Genomic DNA, 18,365 nt, shown 5'->3' on the forward strand with positions numbered 1-18,365 from the left:
AAACTCTTATTACGTCTTAACACTCCCAAAGCAATTATAATGCACAATCACAACAACAAGTTGATGCCTATTTAATATCAATACGCTGTTATTACATGTATGTAGTTAGAGATGGAGGAGCAATTCATTTAACCTCTGTATTCTCCTCCATCTCAGCCAAATACCTAATCTGCCGTTCCGCTTTTCTCACTGCTGTACGAAAATGTTTTTTCAGGAGTTCTACTGTATTTTCACTTATATAATATCTTTCCGTTATACTTTCCCACGTGTCACCACTTTCAAATGTACTCCATTCAAAAGGGCGTTCTGTATTTTTCTTTAGTTCTTTAAACACCCATTTTCGCATCTTTTTTTTCGCTTTTTCTGTTAGTTTTCCGTTTTTTACAAGTTCAAGTTCACCATGTCTTTTGTATCGCTTATTAATATCTCTCTCGCTACACACTTTAAGAAGTATATTTGCTGTATTTTCAGCATCTGCTAAAGCACGGTGCTGTTTTCCTTCCCACGTTAAAGCGAGCTGTTCTACCGCAAATTGTAAACTTGGCGTATGTTCAAACAATTCCTCATATGCTTGGAAAACAAATTTTTGCAAATCAATTCTATGTTCTTTTTCTATACTTGGGCATTCAACACCATATAATGTACAATCATGAGATAGAAAGCGATAATCTTCTTTTCCCCATGAAACAAATATAGAACCTTCGCCGATGAACTGAATAAATTTCTCTATAATTTGAGGGAATTTTTCTACACCCATTAAATCTTTTTTCGTAATACCGGTTAATTTTGTTGTATGACGAGTTAATCGTGCACTTGGTTTTACTAACTCCGAAAATTCTTCAATTATCTTCATTGTACCTATTTCTATTTTTACAGCTCCGATATCAACTATTTCTGACGGATCTTCTGATTTATACGGTCTGAAATTCCTCTCAATATCAAACACAATAAAATGTGTAGCGTTTTTCAATTTATTTACCTCTTTCTAAATTCCTTTTCACACAAACACTTTATTTTCAGTATTTATTTATTCATGTACTTTATACAAAAATACTCCGAATAAATAAATGAAAATTCAGTCTCGTTATGATATGTAAGTAGGAGGACATCTATAAAAATGCAAAAAAAAGAAGGGCGAGCCCTTCTTTTTTCAAAAATTACTTCTTGTTTACGTTAGTAGCTTGAGGTCCACGGTTACCTTGTTCTACTTCGAAAGTAACTTCTTGACCTTCTTCTAAAGTTTTGAAGCCTTCGCCTTGGATAGCTGAGAAATGAACGAATACGTCTTCTCCGCCTTCAACTTCGATGAAACCGAAACCTTTTTCTGAGTTAAACCATTTTACTTTACCGTTTTGCATGAAAAAAATCCTCCTACAATGTACCTATATGTACATATTCATTTTCAACCACCTTACAATAATAAGCCAGATATTAAAAAACTGCAACCCCTGAGGAGATTTAACATTGCTATCCTCCTCGGAAGTTACAGCTCATTTAAATCTCTATATTATTAAAAGTAAAATGGTTTAAATATACTATATCATATCAATATAATAAAAGTAAAGTTTTTTTCTTAAATTATTTTTTGTTCCCACTGCATTGCTTTTAATTCACCTGATCCGGCTACTACATAGCCATCTTTTTGATTAACAATGCGCCATCCGTGCCCTTTAACCGAATCACATACTGTAACAATACCTTCTTCAAGAAGCACACGGCACACACTACTAATACCCGCCTTATTTTGCGTTGAAGTTGTATATAAAATATGTTGATCTACACTTAAGTCTAAATAACTACTTGCTTTCTGCTCACTTTGACATGTGTGCCAATATATTTTTTCACTTGCAATACTTTCATCTATTTTACAATAAGAAATATTCCCGCTAACTCCCTTGCACGATCCACTTGCCGCTACTAAATAAGAATTGTGTAAAGTCAACGCAGAGATCATTTGATTCATCGCAATTTTAATCCTCTTTAATTTACGTGTCTTCAAATCAAAGAGCCAAACACCACCATATTTAGCATGAATTTTCGTACCAATAAATAAGTAATGTTTATATAAAAATAACGATCGAATAGACGGTGCCGCACTGCCATACTCAAGAAACGGATGAATAGTTTCCCATGTCGAACCGAAATTATTAGAAAGATACAGCATTTTTTCTCCATGAGCAACAACAGTTCCTTGTACATTGCTACATACATTCCAACTCGTTGCTTTTGTTGGAAAACGCTGAATTGTCCAATTCTCTCCACCATTCATACTACGAATAAAAATCCCTTCGTCACCTACACCATAAACTACATTATCTTCGCTATGTAAATCCCTAATTCGTTTCTGAAAACCATTTAAAATTCGTTTCCATTCTCCGTCTTGTTCAACAAATAAGCCATTATATGTAGTAGCTAACAACAGTTTTCCATCTCTTAACTTTGTAATAGCAGTTGCACTTAACATTGTCTCCACGTTGACACTCCCATTCTTAGAACTTCTCAGCAAATGCAATTGCAAAATTACTGCATTTTTCAACATCCTCTTCATCTTCTGGAGCTAATTCAATTTTCAGCCCTTCTTGTACAAGCTCTGCACCGCGTTCCACAAGACGTTCTTCAAATATCGTTACCGCTTCACAAAACAGTTCATACGCCGTATCACCCGATCCGAATACCGCTACCTTTTTCCCAGCTAAATCTATATTTTCTAAGTCATCATGAAAATCTTCCGCTTCAAATGGTAATTCACCATCGCCCCACGTATAAGATCCTAAAATGATTCCATCATAAGCTAATAATTCTTCAGCATCCATGCCTTCCATTTCTTGCAATACTACTTCATGATCAAAAGCATCTAAACTAACTTTAATTAAATCAGCAATACTCTCTGTATTTCCTGACATACTTGCATAAGCTATTAAAATCTTTGCCACTTTGGCATCCCCCTCTAACAATAAATGATTCTCATTCTCATTATATTAATAATGAGAATCAATTTCAATTATTTTTCTACTTTTATTTACATTTCACATTACTTATTTCAAATAAAGTGAAAGTTTAATGAGACCTCACCAATCAAGCTTTTTCAGACAGCCCACAAAGAGCGGAATAAATAAAAAAGCACAGATGACTATACAATCATCTGTGCTTTTTTATTACTTTTTAAAAATACCAAACGGCTTTCCAACTGGTAAAACAACTTTTCCAAAGTGTGTGTTTAACACTGCTGCTGCTGAACCATAGAAAGATAATAATGAAATAAGAAGTTCAGAATATGCTGCTAAATTATGCATTGCATGCGGCATAACACCTAAAGTACTTAATGAAAGACCGATAAATAAGAAATCAATAAGGACGAAGATCATAAATAATACTTTATGTGTTTCCATTGCACCAATTGTCATAAAGATTGTGAAAATCAAATATCCGATAAAGGCTACACCAAGCTGTTTTGAATCTGCAGCTTGTGCTAATTTTTCGCCAAATACTCCAAGTTGAATTAACCAAGTCATTCCAACACCTAGCCAAAATAGACCGTACGCACCGAATGCTGTTGTACCGAATGTATTGTTATGCTTTGCATCATGAATGCAAGCAAAGATTTGTGCAAATCCTCCTAAAAAGATTGCCCACGGTAATACAAGTGAAACGCCATCTGTTAAGCCTAACTTTTGAGATGATGCTACAAGTGTTACCATCGCTAATCCAAATAGTCCAATTCCAGATGGATCTGCTGTTGTCATTTTCACATGATGTGTAGTAGTTTGATTGCTCATATAAACCTCCTGATTATAAACATACTCGAATACAATACTTAAATCAGAAGCCTATGTCAATGGTTTTTTTTGTATGTTGTCAGACGTTATATTTTATAATGATTAAATATATTTCCGACCACTTCATAAGGTTTTATATTCACTTTTTCCAACTCATTTATCGGTAGCCATAACGGAATATAACTTCCTCTACCTTCCCACTGAAATTCCTCAGCTGTTCCACTTCCGAACACTCCGCCTGTAATATAGGCAGCATAATAATATTCATTTCCTTTATATTTTACCTTTGCAATGAGGTGCTCCACTTTTATATGTACCCCTAATTCTTCGTATACCTCTCTTTTCGTTGCCTCTTCAGGCGTTTCACCTTCCTCAATCCCTCCGCCAGGAAACACATAATATGTTTCCTCTTCTCGAATACGTTTTATAAGAGCGATTTTTCCTTCCTGTACAATGATAGCCGCTCCGCGATTTCTTATCATTTTATTACCTCAATACGAATCGCAACTGTTCCCCACTCTTTTTCTTGTTCTTTCGTATATATTTTGTATGTACTTTCTAACATTTCCTCTAAACTATCATTTTCACAATCCAATAATTTTTTATCGATTTGTTCATACATGGCTTTAAAGCTCTCGTATCGCTTTATTTCCGTTACTTTTACCGTCATCATTTCTTTTGTCGTAAGATTCGTAAATACGATTTCATCGCCTTTGTTTATTAGTTGACGTTTTTCATCGTATAGGCGTACTTCATATACTTTTTTTCCTGATTGAATTGACTGAAACGGTTTATTATATAGACCCATTTCGTATCGCATACATCCCACTTCCTTTTGTTCATTTCACCTATTAATACAGTTCACATTACTACATCTTGCATATAATATTCCATACGTATCACTTAATTGAGAAAGGAGGCTGAAGAAGCATGTTATATTTAAATCAAAAACCTGAATATAATAAATATGATATTGGTGATTATACTTATAGTAAAGTAGGGCCAACCATTTTTTCTTGGAACGATGAAACAAAATTAAAAATAGGTAAGTTTTGTTCATTAGCAGAAGAAGTCGTTTTCATACTTGGCGGTGAACATCGCGCAGACTGGATAACAACTTATCCATTTAATGCACTTTTTGATGAAGGAGCACATATTACTGGTCACCCTTCTTCAAAAGGTGATATCGTAGTCGGCAATGATGTATGGATTGGTTATCAATCCTGCATTTTATCTGGTGTTACAATTGGTAACGGTGCCATTATTGGTGCAAAAAGTGTTGTTACAAAAGACGTCCCTCCATATGCAATTGTGGCTGGTAATCCTGCAAAATTTGTTCGATATCGTTTCCCACAAGAAACGATTGACAAACTAGAGAATCTCGCATGGTGGGACTGGGACATTTCTGTTATAAAAGGAGCCATTCCATTACTACTCTCCGACAAAATCGACGAATTTTTCACCTCACCCGAAAAAGAATCTACATGATAAATACAGAAAGAGCATCCTTTTTTCCGGATGCTCTTTCTGTATTTATTTTTTATTTATTTGCAAATGATTACACGGAGAACATTGAAAAGGAATTTTCCTTAAGCAATTAAGATTCGTTTCACAAATTTGTTCTATCGTTGGAACAAATGGAATGACAACTATGTTACTTTCTAACATTTGTGTAACAGGTGGCAATACTGTGCCTACTTGATGTTCGAAACGAATACTCGCTTGATTTATATAATTTCCTGAACCATTTGGCGCGCTCTGCACTACTACTTGGAACGAAACTGTCCGTGCTTCACCTGGATTTAAATTTCCTATAATAAAACCTGATACTGGGTTTACATTTGGCACTGGCGTATTATCAATCGTTACAGTTCCAAGGACAAATTGAACACTACTATCTAACATATCTTGAAAACGAATATTTTGTATTGCTGTATCCCCCGTATTTGTAATAACTGTCGTAAACGTAATAACATCGCCAATTGTTGCTGCCTGTAAATTTGCCGTTTTTACGACTGTCGTTGAGACATTTTGAGGAATAAACGGGATAACAACTGTATTGCTATCACCTTCAACTACTACTGGCGGCTCATTCGGATTTACAGTTGCGAGCCCATTTGCTATAGCAGTATTTGTAACTAAATTATTTATTTGTCCTCCTGTTATTACGACTTGGAAATTAATAATTGCTGCGTCATTTGGCTGAAAATCACCTAACGGAATACCGGTATTCGGATTAGCAAATGGAAGAGGTACATCATTTACCGTTACCGTGCCATTTATAAATAGCGTATTCGGATCAATGATATCTGTTAACACAATGTTGGTCACAGGAACTGTACTATCATTTATAACAGCGATTCCGTAAGTGACAACATCCCCTATCATTGCTACTTCAAAGTTTGCTCCTTTTGCAACAAATAAGATTGCAGTATTTACCGTCACTATAACTGTATTACTCGTATCCATCACTGTAACTGGCGGCTCCCCTGGTACTAAAATATATTCTGCTAACGCCCCAGCAACGTTCACTACTGTACCACCATCTGGAAAGCTCGTAATCGTAGCTTCATATGTTACAATCGCCGTCTCACCGACTGGAATGTCTACAATCGTAAATCCAACCTGCGGATTCACTCCCGGACGAGCTACTCCATTTACAGTTACACTATTTGGTACAAAAACAGCTTCCGGAGATAGGACATCGATAAATTGAATATTCATCGCATCAGCAGTACCAGTATTTAATATTCGAACCGTATACTTTACTGTTTCTCCTACTCCAACAATTGAATGATCTACTTCTTTTTGCATATCTAAACTGCCTCTATTTACTGGTGTGACTGTCGTATTACTTGAATTTGTAATTGTAGACGGAGGTTCTCCTGGAATCAATTCGAAATCACCCGTTACTCTTGCTGTATTCATAATGCTACTAGAAGGCGGAACTGCGATTATATTTACTTCAAATGTAATTAATACACTATCCCCTACTGCAAGATTAGGCAATGCAAAGCCTATAAATGGATCTAAACCTACTTGCGGAATCCCATTTATTTGTACACTTCCAAGAACGAATTCTAAACTAGGTGATGGAACATCGCTAAACTGAACGTTCGTCGCTGTTACCGTTCCCGTATTTGTAACTTGCACACTATACGTTAACGTATCTCCTAATCGTGTCGCTTCTTTATTTACAGATTTTATAACGCTGAATCGTCCTCTATTCACTCTAGTTATCGTCGTATTACTCGGCTCTGTTACTACAACCGGTGGCTCTCCTGACACTAAAGTAAAGCTTCCTGTTATATTTGCAACGTTCGTAATTGTTCCTGATGACGGGATGTTTGTAACTGTCGCTTGAAACGTCACTATAACTGTTTCACCAACTGGAATATCTCCAACTCCAAATCCAGTAATCGGATTTAAGTTTGGTTGCGGGGCTCCATTTATTGTTACACTATTTGGTAAAAATGACGCACCTGTTGAAATCGTATCAATAAACTGAACATTGTTAGCTGTTACTGTTCCTGTATTCGTTATTTGCACTGTATACGTCAATACATCTCCAACTAGAGTAGCGGCTCTATTTACTTGTTTAATAACATTAAAGCGTCCTCTATTTACAGTTGTGAGTGTTGTATTACTTGGCTGATTTACTATAACTGGTGGTTCTCCTGGTACTAAAATAAAGCTTCCAGTAACATTTGCCGTATTGGCAATTGTTCCGTTTGACGGAACGCTAACAACTGTTACTTGGAATGTGACTTCTACACTTTCACCTGGAGTTATATCGGGAAGTGAGAAGCCAGTGTTAGGGTCTAATCCAGGCTGTAACACACCGTTTATCGTTACACTATTTGGTACGAATGTTATAGAGGATGGTAATACATCACTATATTGAACATTCGTCGCTATCACTGTTCCCGTATTTTGAACTACTGTTGTATATGTGATTGTATCGCCTACTGCAACAACCGGCTGACTTACTGATTTTAAAACATTCAAACCAGATTCATTGATTTCTGTTAATGTCGTATTACTTGTCGTTGTTTCCGTAATAGGCGGTTCTGTTTCACTTACAGCAAATGTAGCTGTAACGTCTACAAAATTAACAATCGTTCCACCTTCTGGTATGCTTGTAACCACTTCCTGATATGTGACAAGTACAAAATCATCGACAGGTATATCTGGAACTGTAAAACCAATGAAAGGATTTAATCCTGGTGCTGGTACCCCGTTTATGCTCACACTTCCTGGTACAAATGCTACACCCGCGGAAGTAGTATCGATAAATTGAACATTCGTCGCTGGCACTGTTCCGAAATTAAAAATCAATACATCATACGTTAATATTTCTCCTACCGTCGCTACTTCTTTATCTACTAGTTTCAATGGAAAAATAAACGCTATATTAATTGTCGTAACGACTAAATTTGTTAATATCGTTTCCGTAATCGGTGGTTCCTGCGGATTTGGTTGTGAAGTAAATGTAACATCTGCATCATTTAATATGACTTCATTATCTGGAATTTCTGTAATCGTCACTTGGAATGTGACCTCAATACTTCCACCAGCGATTAATAATGGAGTAGCTGTAAATCCTATTTCTGGATTTAATCCTGGTTGCTGCACTCCACCTATCGTTACACTATTGTCAACAAACGTCGTCCCTTCTGGAATGACATCTTGGAAGAGTACATCTGTAACAGGGATAATTCCTACATTCGTTATTAGCACTGTATACGTTAATACATCCCCGACAGCCCCAGTTGCAACATCAACTGTTTTTGTTGCTGTTACTTCACCAGGAGGAGGTAACGGTATTGTAACTACCGTTGTATTACTTGAATTTGTTGTTGTTACAGGTGGTTGTAAAGGATTCAATAAGAAAGTGGCTGTAGCAGATGCTGTATTTAATACTGCTCCACGTGTAGACGGTGCAACTACCGTAACTTGGAACGTTACTGTCAATGATGTTCCAGCTGCAATATTAGGAAGCGGGAAACCAATATTTGGATCAAATCCAGGTTGAGGCGTTCCATTTATCGTTACACTATTTGCTACAAATGTTGTTTCTAAAGCAATTGGATCAAGGAAAGAGACATTCGTTGCTGTTACTGTACCGTTATTTCGAATGACAACAGAATACGTGTAAGTTTCTCCAAGTGCTGCTTGTTGTACAGATGAAGATTTTTGTATATTTAACTGTGCTGTGTTTACTTGCGTCACTACAAAATTACTATTTGTAACAGTCGTTATTGGAGGGTTTGCTGGATTTATAAGAAAACTTGCAGTAACGTTCGATTGGTTTCTTATATTTCCACCGCTCGGAATACTCGTCACTGTAACTTGAAACGTAATCGTAGATGTTTGCCCGACCGGAATATTTGGTACTGGGAAACCTACCATAGGATCCGCACCTTGCTGAACGACTCCATTTATCGTCACACTATTTGCTACAAAGGCAGTACCAGACGGAATTGGATCTTGAAAAACAATATTCGTTGCAGGAACAGTTCCTGTATTTTGAATAAGAATCGTATACGTTAACGTATCTCCTACACCGGCTTGTGGTGTATTTACACTCTTCATTACATTAAGTGATCCTACATTCACTCGCGTCACAACAATATTACTAATCGTTACAATTGTAATTGGTGGCTGGAGAGGACTTACTTGGAAATCAGCAGTGACATTCGCATTATTCGGAAGAACTCTATTTGGTGGTATACTCGTGATTGTCACTTGAAAAGTGACCGTCACCATACCTCCTACTGGAATATTAGCAAGTGGAAATCCAGTTGTCGGGTTTAAACCTGGTTGAGGTGTCCCGTTTATTGTTACACTATTCGCTACAAAAGTGGTTCCAACTGGAATCGGATCAAGGAATGATACATTTGTCGCTGCCACCGTTCCACTATTTTGTATACGGACTGTATACGTTAACGTATCTCCTACACCGGCTTCAGTAGCACTTACACTTTTCCTTACATTTAACCCTGAAGAATTCACGACCGTCATAACAGTGTTACTTGGTACTGTTACAGTAATCGGTGGCTCTGTTGGATTTACAAGGAAATCTCCAGTTACATTCGCATTATTTACGACATTATTTCCTTGGGGAATTTCATCAATTAATACTTCAAACGTAACAATAACACTGGCGCCAGTAGGCAAATCATTTAATGGGAATCCAAGTCCTGGATCTGCCCCCTCTTGTAAAACACCATTAACCAATACACTATTTTCAATAAATAATGTCCCTTGTGGAATTGAATCTTGGAAAAATACATTTGTAGCTGGTACACTACCTGCATTTATAACTTCGATTGTATATACTAAAACATCTCCTACCGTCGCAACATCTGTATTCACTGACTTCACAACTTCAAAGTTTCCTGATTGTACTGTCGTATTCACAACATTACTCGGAACATTTATTGTCACTGGTGGTTCACTCGGATTCACTTGAAAGCTTGCTGTTACATTCGCTTGATTTAAAATATCTTCATTTTCTGGATCCTGTACAATTAACACGTCAAATGTGACTACAACTGTTTGAGCCGCAGGAATATTCGGAAGAGAAAATCCTGTATTCGGATTTAGTCCACTTTGCTGTACTCCATTAATTGTTACAGAATTTGCAACAAATGAAACAGCAGAAGAAATAGGGTCTTGGAAAAATACATTTGTTAACGGAACGTTCCCTGTATTTTGGACGGCAATTGTGTATGTTAAAGTATCCCCTACTGCTGCTTGCATTGTATTCACTTCTTTTATTACATTCAAACCACCTGTATTAACTTGTGTCACAACTGTATTCGTTAGTCTATTAATTGTTATCGGTGGCTGATTTGGAATAACGACAAAATTAGCAGACACATTTCCGCGATTCGGAATCGTACCACCTGACGGCGTAGATGTTACTCGTACTTGAAATGTAACAGTCCTACTTCCGCCAGGAGATATATTAGCTACCGTAAACCCACTCGCTGGATTTGCCCCAGGTTGTGAAACCCCGTCCACAGTCACACTATTTGCGATAAAAGTCGTTCCAATTGGGATTGGGTCTTGAAAAATAACGTTCGTTGCAAGTACATTTCCTGTATTTTGAATTGTTACCGTGTACGTAAGAACGTCGTTAACCGTTGCAAAAGCTTTATCCACTGTTTTTCTCGTTGTTATATCAGCTATATTAATTGTCGTAACTACAGTATTACTTGTCGCTTGCCCTGAAACTGGTTGTTGACCAGGCACTGGAGTAAAGGTAAATGTTGCACTTGCACGGTTTGGAATTGGATTGACAAGAGGGTTCGATGTTACTCGAACTTGAAAGCGCACTACAGTCGTTTGCGAAGCATTAATACTTCCTAGATTAATACTACTTGCTGGATTCGCTCCTGGACGTGCTACTCCATTTACCGTAACGCTATTTGCGACAAATGTTGTTCCAGCAGGGATACTATCAACAAAAATAACATTGCTCGCAGTGACATTTCCATTATTTGTGACATTAACTGTGTACGTTAATACATCATTAAGCGTTGCCGTCTGTAAATCTACAGATTTCTGCATACTTATAGTTGCTTGATTCACTGTCGTTTGTACTGTGTTTGAAGAAGACGTACTTGTAATAGGAGGACTACCAACGAAAGGACGAAATTGATATGACACCATTGCACGATTTAAAATAGGATTGGGATTCGGGAATGATGTTATTCGAACTTGAAATGTAACAATTCTTTGCGTGTTATTTGGGATTGTACCTAAATTAATTCCATTAGCAGGGTTTGCATTCGGCTGTGTTACTCCTCCTACCGTAACACTACCTGCAACAAACGTCGTTCCGTTCGGAATACTATCACGTAATACAACGTTTTCTGCACTTCCTGTTCCTGTATTTGGGACCGTAATCGTATAAGTGAGGGTATCCCCTACCCCTGCGACTGTTCTATTAACTGATTTAACAGGATTAATAATTGGACCTGTTGCATCAATTTGAACACCAAAACCAGCTGCAGCGTATCCATCTCCATTTGTAACAAATCGAACCGTTGCTGACGTTTGATTATTTACTAATGATGCAGAGGCATTTACATTCGTAATATCCCACCCTTGTCTTCGGACAGCTAAAGCTATCCCTAACGGCTGATTCAAATCTCCAAATGTCCCGGTTGTATCTAACTCTCCAATGTCATTACAAATTTGAGACTGGAAGAAATTATTCGCAGGGTTTCTCGGTCCGAATAATGCAACTGTAGCATTTGCATTCGGTCCAAAGCGAAGTTGATCTCCAACAATGTTAGAATCGCCTTCTTGAGCAGTTACGAGCACTCTTCCTGTAACAGCTCCTGTTGCCGGCGTAGCAAATCCTGAAATAGTAGCATCAACAGGCGGGGATGAAGCATCAATAATTTCTTGGCCTGCATAAACTGACAAATTCCGAAGAGGTAAACTTGCATTTTGATATACAACCTCAAGCGTCCAGCCAGCTGAACGACTGATTGTTGGATCAGCTGAAGTTCTTGCAGCGGGCACAGCACCTGTTGTATATGTGCCTGCCCCACCTGCACTAACAAGATTCGTTACATTAGCAGAGCGAGCATAATAAAACTGATTTCCTACTGAACCTTGCTGCGCGGTAGCGGGATCTGGCGTAACAGCAAACGTCCCTGATGGTGTTGTAAATGTAATATCATCATTTAAAAATGGTAAAACATCTTCCGTATCAGTCCGAAAAGTACCAGCCCAAACTAACTCTGCATATAGCACACTACTCCCCGCCGGAAGATTTAAAATTGCACTTGAAGAATTCAATTGCCATTCATCCGTCGTTCCTGCTGGGAACCCTGGTACTTGCAGCGCTGTATTTACCGTAGTAAACACAGCAAGTGTACCAAAAATATTACCTGGCGCAGGTGATGTAGGACTAAGCCCTAACGTGTTCCCAGTGAACGTGACGGCACCAGGTACTGTTGTTGTAAAACGGTTTATAAAAGGCACACAATCATCTCATTTCATTTATAGTAAAAAGTGCTCTATACTATGAAATGTAGACAAACTATGCAATGTACGTTGTCCAACAAAATTCCGCACATACGAGAGGAGTTTATAAAACTATGCGCTACGTTATCATAACAGGAACTTCACAAGGTTTAGGTGAGGCTATTGCCACTCAATTGTTAGAAGAAAGTACAACTGTCATCTCTATTTCTAGAAGAGAAAATAGAGAACTTACTAAACTTGCAGAGCAATATAACAGCAATTGCATTTTTCATTCCTTAGATCTTCAAGATGTACATAACTTAGAAACTAACTTTAAAGAAATCATTTCATCCATTAAAGAAGACAATGTATCCTCTATTCATTTAATTAATAATGCAGGTACAGTTGCACCTATGAAGCCGATTGAAAAAGCAGAAAGCGAACAATTCATTACGAACGTTCACATTAATTTACTTGCACCTATGATTCTTACATCTACGTTTATGAAACATACGAAAGAATGGAAAGTAGATAAACGCGTTATAAATATTTCATCTGGTGCAGGAAAAAATCCTTATTTCGGATGGGGCGCTTATTGTACGACGAAAGCTGGTGTAAATATGTTTACACAATGCGTAGCAACTGAAGAATGGGAAAAAGAATATCCAGTAAAAATCGTCGCTTTTGCCCCCGGTGTTGTTGATACAAATATGCAAGCACAAATTCGTGAAACAGCTAAAGAAGACTTCACAAATTTAGACCGCTTCATTGCATTAAAAGAAGAAGGAAAGCTATTATCACCTGAATATGTTGCGAAAGCTATTCGTAACTTACTAGAAACTGAGGAATTCCCTCAAGGCGAGGTTATTAGAATTGATGAATAACAAAAAGGCGTGCTAAAATAGCACGCCTTTTTGTTTTACTTCTCTAAAAATATGAGCACAGATTCCGCAATTTGTTCATAACCAATTTCTTGATAAATTTTATTAGATGTCGGATTCGCTAGATCAGTATATAACGTAGTCGTCTGATAGCCTTCATCTAACATACGTTGACTAAGTGCTGCTACACAATGAGATGCATACCCTTTTTTCCTTGCTTCTTTCGGCGTATATACGAAATTGACTGTTATATTATTTTTAGTTGGTCTCGTTTTTGCAGCTACAGAAACGAGTTTCCCATCTACTTCCAAACCAAACAGTCGATTTGTAATTATTAATGTATACGCAGTTTGTTTTGCTTCTTCTTTCGTAGTAGGAAGCTTTACGTCTTCACAAAATTGATATATCCACTGTTCTATTAATGGTAATTCATCATTATTTACCGCTCGGAAAAGTCCATTCGCATTACACTTCTTCTTTACTCTGTTCAGCTCATACACACCTTGCTCCATTGCAACATTCGTTTTTTTATTTTCTAATACGGCAATCTCTTCCGCTAATTTCTGTACAATTTTCTTATTACCGATCAATCCAGGAATATCCGGATATACTTTCGTTAATTCTTTTGCAAGTTCCTCAATAGTTACTCCCGCAATTTCAGAAGTTGCAACAATGATTTGTTTCTTCTCTTCTGTTTGCAGAAATACAACCGCAATTTCTTCTCCTTGTTTCGCTATCCCCATAAATATCGGTTCTTGGACCATTTGTAATACACCTAATATGAGATTGTTTTCCTGCTCATTCTTTTCTAGAAATGGTGTAACATCTTCTTTAAAATGAAAAATCTCTTCATATACATGTAATTGAATCATCGACAATCTCTTCTCTCTATTCATAGTTTAATTAAGTATTGGCGATTAATTCATCAAATCCCTCTTTTACGATTCAATAATATTCAAAGCTAATGTATTCAAAGCATTTTCAGCTTGTAAAATTCTCTGTTTTTCCTTTTCAAATACATCTTCTTCTTTTTGAAATGACTCTTTTCGATTTTTGATCATGCGCTCCATCTCTTTTTTACTCGGTCCACCGTATACATTTCTTTTTTGAATAAAAGCTTCTGGCGATATAATTTCTTTCCACTCTTTTTCTAATAAATTTATTTTAAAATGTTCTTGCAAGTACATATTTACCTCTTTGAATTGTAATTCATGTAGTTCTTTTTTCTGCTCCAATGACATATTTGCAATAGCACTTGCTGCATGATGAGCATGCCGAAATGGAATTTCATAGTTTTTTGTTAAAACATCGGCGAAATCCGTTATCGTTATTGCATGTTTATAGGAACGACTTTTTAACGTTTCTTCTTCTACTTTCATCGTTCGGATCACTGCATTCATCATACAAAAAACACGAATTGCCTTTTCAATCCCTTTATATAAATATGGCTGCAAGTCATCTTCCGTATCGACAATATCACCAAATGGTGTATTATGAATCATTTGAAATACTGTAAATGCTTCTCCTAAAGCACTACTCGTAATTGCACGAGCATGTTCAATTGAAACCGGGTTTCGTTTTTGCGGCATAATACTACTGATTTGTACATATGACTTTGCAACAGTAATACCGTCATATTCTTTCGTTGCTAACAACAAAAAGTCATGAATCCATCTACTCGTATTCGTCATCATTACCATAAGTAGCGAGCTAACTTCTAATAAATAATCCGCTCCAGCAACAGCATCATATGAGTTCTCAATTACATTTGTAAATCCAAGTAGATGAGCAACTCGTTCTCGTTTAATCGGGAAACTTGTTGTAGAGAGTGCAGCCGCCCCCATTGGAGACTGATTTAAAAGCTGGTACGTTTTTTTCATTCGTTCTAAATCTCTTTGCATCGTATCATAAATTGCTAACGTATAATGACCAAATGTTGTTGGCTGTGCTGGTTGTGTATGTGTATAAGCTGGCATGATCGTTTCCTTATGATCAGCAGCAAGTTGCAATACACTTTCTTGCAATAACAAATGATGTTCTATTAATCGCAATACATATCGCCTTAAACTCATGCGATACATCGTTACGCCCATATCATTTCTACTTCTACCAATATGCATATTACTTACAAAATCGCATTTCGCTTCTTGAGAAATTAAATGTTCGACTAAAAAAAAGAGATCTTCATGCTGCTCTGTATAGAGCAATTGCTCTTCTGGAATTCCCTCTACCTTTTTTAATGCGTGTAATATAACTTTAGCTTCTTCCTTTTTCATTAAATTTTCTTCCGTCAGCATCGTAATATGTGCTTTATGCACTTGAAACATATCTTTCAATAAGTAATTTCGTTGAAAATCAAATACATGTTGTAATACACAATCCACATATGTTTTCCCAGGGAAATCAGCGCCTTCACTCTTTATAAACTCTTCTTTACTTTGTTTCATCACCTTTTCCCCTCTCACCTAAGTATTACTACCCATCATACCCAGAGATAGAAAAAAAGTGCTTGTACATAAAAATAAACTCGGTGCTCTCTGCACCGAGTTTATTTAATAAAAGTCGCATCATACTTATCACTTTGCAACACTTGGAAATGCAAGTTTGCTAAATGTTTCCGTATTTCTGCACTATCGTCTTCATTTAAATTATTCGCCAAAAACACAATTTCTGTACAGTTTCCACGTTTATCCATAGCATAAACTGCTTTTGTAACCGTCCATGGTGTGTAACCATTCTTTTGCCCCGCATGTCTGAATGTTTTACGGTATTTCTTGGCACTCATGTCTGTTTCAACGATATTTGCCCACACTTTTTCTTCAGCCTCTGTCAAGCCACCTTTATGGTTTGCCTTTTGAAGTAATACCATATAATCATTTGCAGAAGCTGCTGGTAATCTATCTGACCAAATTTTGTCGTAACGTTCCTCTAAATAAAGCGGAATTTCCTTCTGTAATAATGGTCCCTTCTTCTTTAAGCGTTCATGAATAATCATCGCATATTCACGATATTGCTCTTGAGACATTTCTTTTAACTTTTTCTCTATTTTATATTTTGGAACATGTAATTCTTTATGCAAATATCCCGGGATATACAAAGATGAAACGATTGGAAATAGTGGTTGATGTGCAGGAAGTGATAAACTTTGTAAATTTCGATTGATGTTATCTAATCCTAACAATTCCATTAAGTATTCAGCATTTGCATTCGAACTAAACTTAACCATTCCTTTTGCCACTTCTTCTAAAGAAACCGCTCCTTCAGTTATCTTGCCCGTCTTCTCCAAATACTTTTGCCATCTATCTTGTGCACCACCATCTGTATTCGGCACATAATAACGATTCACATCATTAATCGACACGAAACTAGAAGAATCAATTTTCCCTTCAGTAACTTGTTTCGTATATTCAAGCGCCACAATTAATTTCATCGTACTAGCAACTGGCAATACAACATTTGGGTTTACAGAATAAACAACTTTATCATTTCTCTTTACTAGAAGCGCACTATTTTTTTCATCTTTATGTTCTTCAATAAAAGATGCAATATACTGTGCATCATCATTATTTGAACTCCACACTTTTTTCACTAAAAAGTTACCCGATATTAGCAAAACAAAAATACCCACAATTACTGCGCATACTATAGTTTTTTTCAAGTAAAATTCCTCTCCTATTGTGTAACTCTTCTCTATTTATCATTTAAAAACAAAATAATGGAGATGGTCATTTAAATAACCATCTCCATTATTTTAACTTGTATGCTCCTATTATGTCTACGTCATAAATTTCACAAAATCCTCAAGAAACTTTTTATAATGTAACGACCAACCAATTCGCACCCAATTTTTTAATGCTTTTGCATCAGGTTGAGGCCGAAAATCAGCAATACTCTCTCCTTTTGCAATTCCAACTGTATCTACATCGACACGACGATATACATAATCTAAAAGGGATGGATTTGCCGCAACCATCATTGTAACGACGTCATGTACTGGACTTCCTTTTATTTTCGGATTTAACTTTCTATAAGCTTTATAATAGTACGTAAATATCGGCTCGATTAACTTATTAAAACTCGTTTTAGAGTGTTTCGTAATATATTTTACCATTTCCGGTGTAATAATTGCTTCAGATGTAACGTTAAGTGGCACTAATGTTACATTTTTGGCATTTTGCATAACTAATTGTGACGCAATGGGATCACCATGAAAATTCGCCTCTGCGACTGGTGTTACATTGCCAGGCATTAAGAAAGCACCGCCCATTATATAATATTCTTTCACATACTTCATCATCGGCTTTTCTAAAATAAATGCTGTCGCTAATGTTGTTGATCTACCAGCATCGACTATTATTAATTCTCCTTTATATTTTTCAAGAAGATCAAAAAATGTACAAAAAGGCTTTATATTTGGTGAAAAAGTTTTTGGAGGTTTAATTGGCCCTAAACCGTCTGTCCCATGAATTTCTGGATAATACGTCGTAATATCTCCGGATAAAGGAATTTTCGCACCATTAATAACAGGTATATCTTCCCGTCCTGCCATTTGCAATAAATATGCGGCATTACTTGTCGCCTTTTCTTGTGTTACATTTCCATATCCCGTTACTACACCAACAATATCAATATCAGGATGCAACAATCCATACATAATTGCTAAAGAGTCATCAATGCCTGGGTCTCCTAAAAATAATACTTTTTTCATCGACCTCAACTC

Annotated in this window: 14 protein-coding genes; 2 read left to right on the top strand and 12 right to left on the bottom strand. The window is 36.7% G+C overall.

The window, feature by feature from the left end:
- Nucleotides 1-124: 124 nt before the first annotated feature.
- The 7 genes from HMPREF2590_RS20275 to HMPREF2590_RS20305 all read right to left on the bottom strand — a co-directional run bounded on the left by HMPREF2590_RS20275 (nucleotide 125) and on the right by HMPREF2590_RS20305 (nucleotide 4,596).
- Entirely contained in the window at nucleotides 125-970 is an 846-nt protein-coding gene (locus HMPREF2590_RS20275; RefSeq protein ID WP_050822043.1) for an exonuclease, read from the bottom strand.
- A gap of 187 nt (nucleotides 971-1,157) precedes the next feature.
- Nucleotides 1,158-1,358: a cold shock-like protein CspB gene (gene cspB / locus HMPREF2590_RS20280; protein WP_001179150.1), complete on the bottom strand. Its 201-nt coding sequence runs from the start codon at nucleotides 1,356-1,358 to the stop codon at nucleotides 1,158-1,160.
- 215 nt (nucleotides 1,359-1,573) lie between these two features.
- Nucleotides 1,574-2,473 carry a WD40/YVTN/BNR-like repeat-containing protein gene (locus HMPREF2590_RS20285; protein ID WP_000449493.1) on the bottom strand — a complete coding sequence of 300 codons (900 nt, stop codon included), beginning with the start codon at nucleotides 2,471-2,473 and terminating at the stop codon, nucleotides 1,574-1,576.
- 16 nt (nucleotides 2,474-2,489) lie between these two features.
- Nucleotides 2,490-2,933 carry a flavodoxin gene (locus HMPREF2590_RS20290; protein ID WP_001062752.1) on the bottom strand — a complete coding sequence of 148 codons (444 nt, stop codon included), beginning with the start codon at nucleotides 2,931-2,933 and terminating at the stop codon, nucleotides 2,490-2,492.
- Between the two features lie 222 nt (nucleotides 2,934-3,155).
- Nucleotides 3,156-3,776, bottom strand: a complete 621-nt coding sequence (locus tag HMPREF2590_RS20295) for an acetate uptake transporter (protein WP_000070938.1) — start codon at nucleotides 3,774-3,776, stop codon at nucleotides 3,156-3,158.
- Nucleotides 3,777-3,862: 86 nt separating this feature from the next.
- Nucleotides 3,863-4,258, bottom strand: coding sequence for an NUDIX hydrolase (locus tag HMPREF2590_RS20300; RefSeq protein WP_000620829.1), 396 nt, complete (start codon nucleotides 4,256-4,258; stop codon nucleotides 3,863-3,865).
- The gene (locus HMPREF2590_RS20305; RefSeq protein WP_001268348.1) at nucleotides 4,255-4,596 is read right to left on the bottom strand and encodes an ASCH domain-containing protein; all 342 of its coding nucleotides are present in this window, start codon (nucleotides 4,594-4,596) and stop codon (nucleotides 4,255-4,257) included. The genes HMPREF2590_RS20300 and HMPREF2590_RS20305 overlap by 4 nt, the downstream gene beginning before the upstream one ends.
- Nucleotides 4,597-4,706: 110 nt before the next feature.
- Between HMPREF2590_RS20305 and HMPREF2590_RS20310 the strand changes: the two genes are divergently transcribed.
- Nucleotides 4,707-5,264 (top strand): CatB-related O-acetyltransferase, encoded by a 558-nt coding sequence (locus HMPREF2590_RS20310; RefSeq protein WP_000966304.1) that lies wholly within the window; start codon nucleotides 4,707-4,709, stop codon nucleotides 5,262-5,264.
- 45 nt (nucleotides 5,265-5,309) lie between these two features.
- Here the strand turns inward: HMPREF2590_RS20310 and HMPREF2590_RS20315 are convergent, their stop codons facing one another.
- On the bottom strand, nucleotides 5,310-12,782 hold the full coding sequence (locus HMPREF2590_RS20315; RefSeq protein WP_050822044.1) for a DUF7507 domain-containing protein: 7,473 nt from the start codon (nucleotides 12,780-12,782) through the stop codon (nucleotides 5,310-5,312).
- 116 nt (nucleotides 12,783-12,898) lie between these two features.
- On the opposite strand from HMPREF2590_RS20315, the gene HMPREF2590_RS20320 reads away from it, so the two are divergent.
- Nucleotides 12,899-13,648, top strand: coding sequence for a (S)-benzoin forming benzil reductase (locus HMPREF2590_RS20320; protein WP_050822045.1), 750 nt, complete (start codon nucleotides 12,899-12,901; stop codon nucleotides 13,646-13,648).
- Between the two features lie 35 nt (nucleotides 13,649-13,683).
- Here HMPREF2590_RS20320 and HMPREF2590_RS20325 read toward each other — a convergent pair whose 3' ends face one another.
- The 4 genes from HMPREF2590_RS20325 to HMPREF2590_RS20340 form a co-directional block, all read right to left on the bottom strand.
- Nucleotides 13,684-14,517 (bottom strand): GNAT family N-acetyltransferase, encoded by an 834-nt coding sequence (locus tag HMPREF2590_RS20325; protein ID WP_000615375.1) that lies wholly within the window; start codon nucleotides 14,515-14,517, stop codon nucleotides 13,684-13,686.
- Between the two features lie 66 nt (nucleotides 14,518-14,583).
- Nucleotides 14,584-16,092, bottom strand: a complete 1,509-nt coding sequence (gene argH, locus HMPREF2590_RS20330) for an argininosuccinate lyase (protein WP_000813963.1) — start codon at nucleotides 16,090-16,092, stop codon at nucleotides 14,584-14,586.
- A 101-nt stretch (nucleotides 16,093-16,193) separates the two neighbouring features.
- Nucleotides 16,194-17,303 (bottom strand): serine hydrolase, encoded by a 1,110-nt coding sequence (locus HMPREF2590_RS20335; RefSeq protein WP_000751366.1) that lies wholly within the window; start codon nucleotides 17,301-17,303, stop codon nucleotides 16,194-16,196.
- 117 nt (nucleotides 17,304-17,420) lie between these two features.
- Nucleotides 17,421-18,353 (bottom strand): nucleoside hydrolase, encoded by a 933-nt coding sequence (locus tag HMPREF2590_RS20340; RefSeq protein WP_000756459.1) that lies wholly within the window; start codon nucleotides 18,351-18,353, stop codon nucleotides 17,421-17,423.
- Nucleotides 18,354-18,365: the final 12 nt, after the last annotated feature.

The sequence above is a fragment of the Bacillus sp. HMSC036E02 genome, assembly GCF_001836235.1.
Taxonomy (GTDB): domain Bacteria; phylum Bacillota; class Bacilli; order Bacillales; family Bacillaceae_G; genus Bacillus_A; species Bacillus_A cereus.

Excerpts from the sequence above, each read along its gene's own strand:
- HMPREF2590_RS20305 (WP_001268348.1), bottom strand. The coding sequence starts at position 4,596 with ATGCGATACGAAATGGGTCTATATAATAAACCGTTTCAGTCAATTCAA.
- HMPREF2590_RS20340 (WP_000756459.1), bottom strand. The coding sequence starts at position 18,353 with ATGAAAAAAGTATTATTTTTAGGAGACCCAGGCATTGATGACTCTTTA.
- HMPREF2590_RS20295 (WP_000070938.1), bottom strand. The coding sequence starts at position 3,776 with ATGAGCAATCAAACTACTACACATCATGTGAAAATGACAACAGCAGAT.
- HMPREF2590_RS20310 (WP_000966304.1), top strand. The coding sequence starts at position 4,707 with ATGTTATATTTAAATCAAAAACCTGAATATAATAAATATGATATTGGT.
- argH (WP_000813963.1), bottom strand. The coding sequence starts at position 16,092 with ATGAAACAAAGTAAAGAAGAGTTTATAAAGAGTGAAGGCGCTGATTTC.
- HMPREF2590_RS20325 (WP_000615375.1), bottom strand. The coding sequence starts at position 14,517 with ATGATTCAATTACATGTATATGAAGAGATTTTTCATTTTAAAGAAGAT.
- cspB (WP_001179150.1), bottom strand. The coding sequence starts at position 1,358 with ATGCAAAACGGTAAAGTAAAATGGTTTAACTCAGAAAAAGGTTTCGGT.
- HMPREF2590_RS20300 (WP_000620829.1), bottom strand. The coding sequence starts at position 4,258 with ATGATAAGAAATCGCGGAGCGGCTATCATTGTACAGGAAGGAAAAATC.
- HMPREF2590_RS20320 (WP_050822045.1), top strand. The coding sequence starts at position 12,899 with ATGCGCTACGTTATCATAACAGGAACTTCACAAGGTTTAGGTGAGGCT.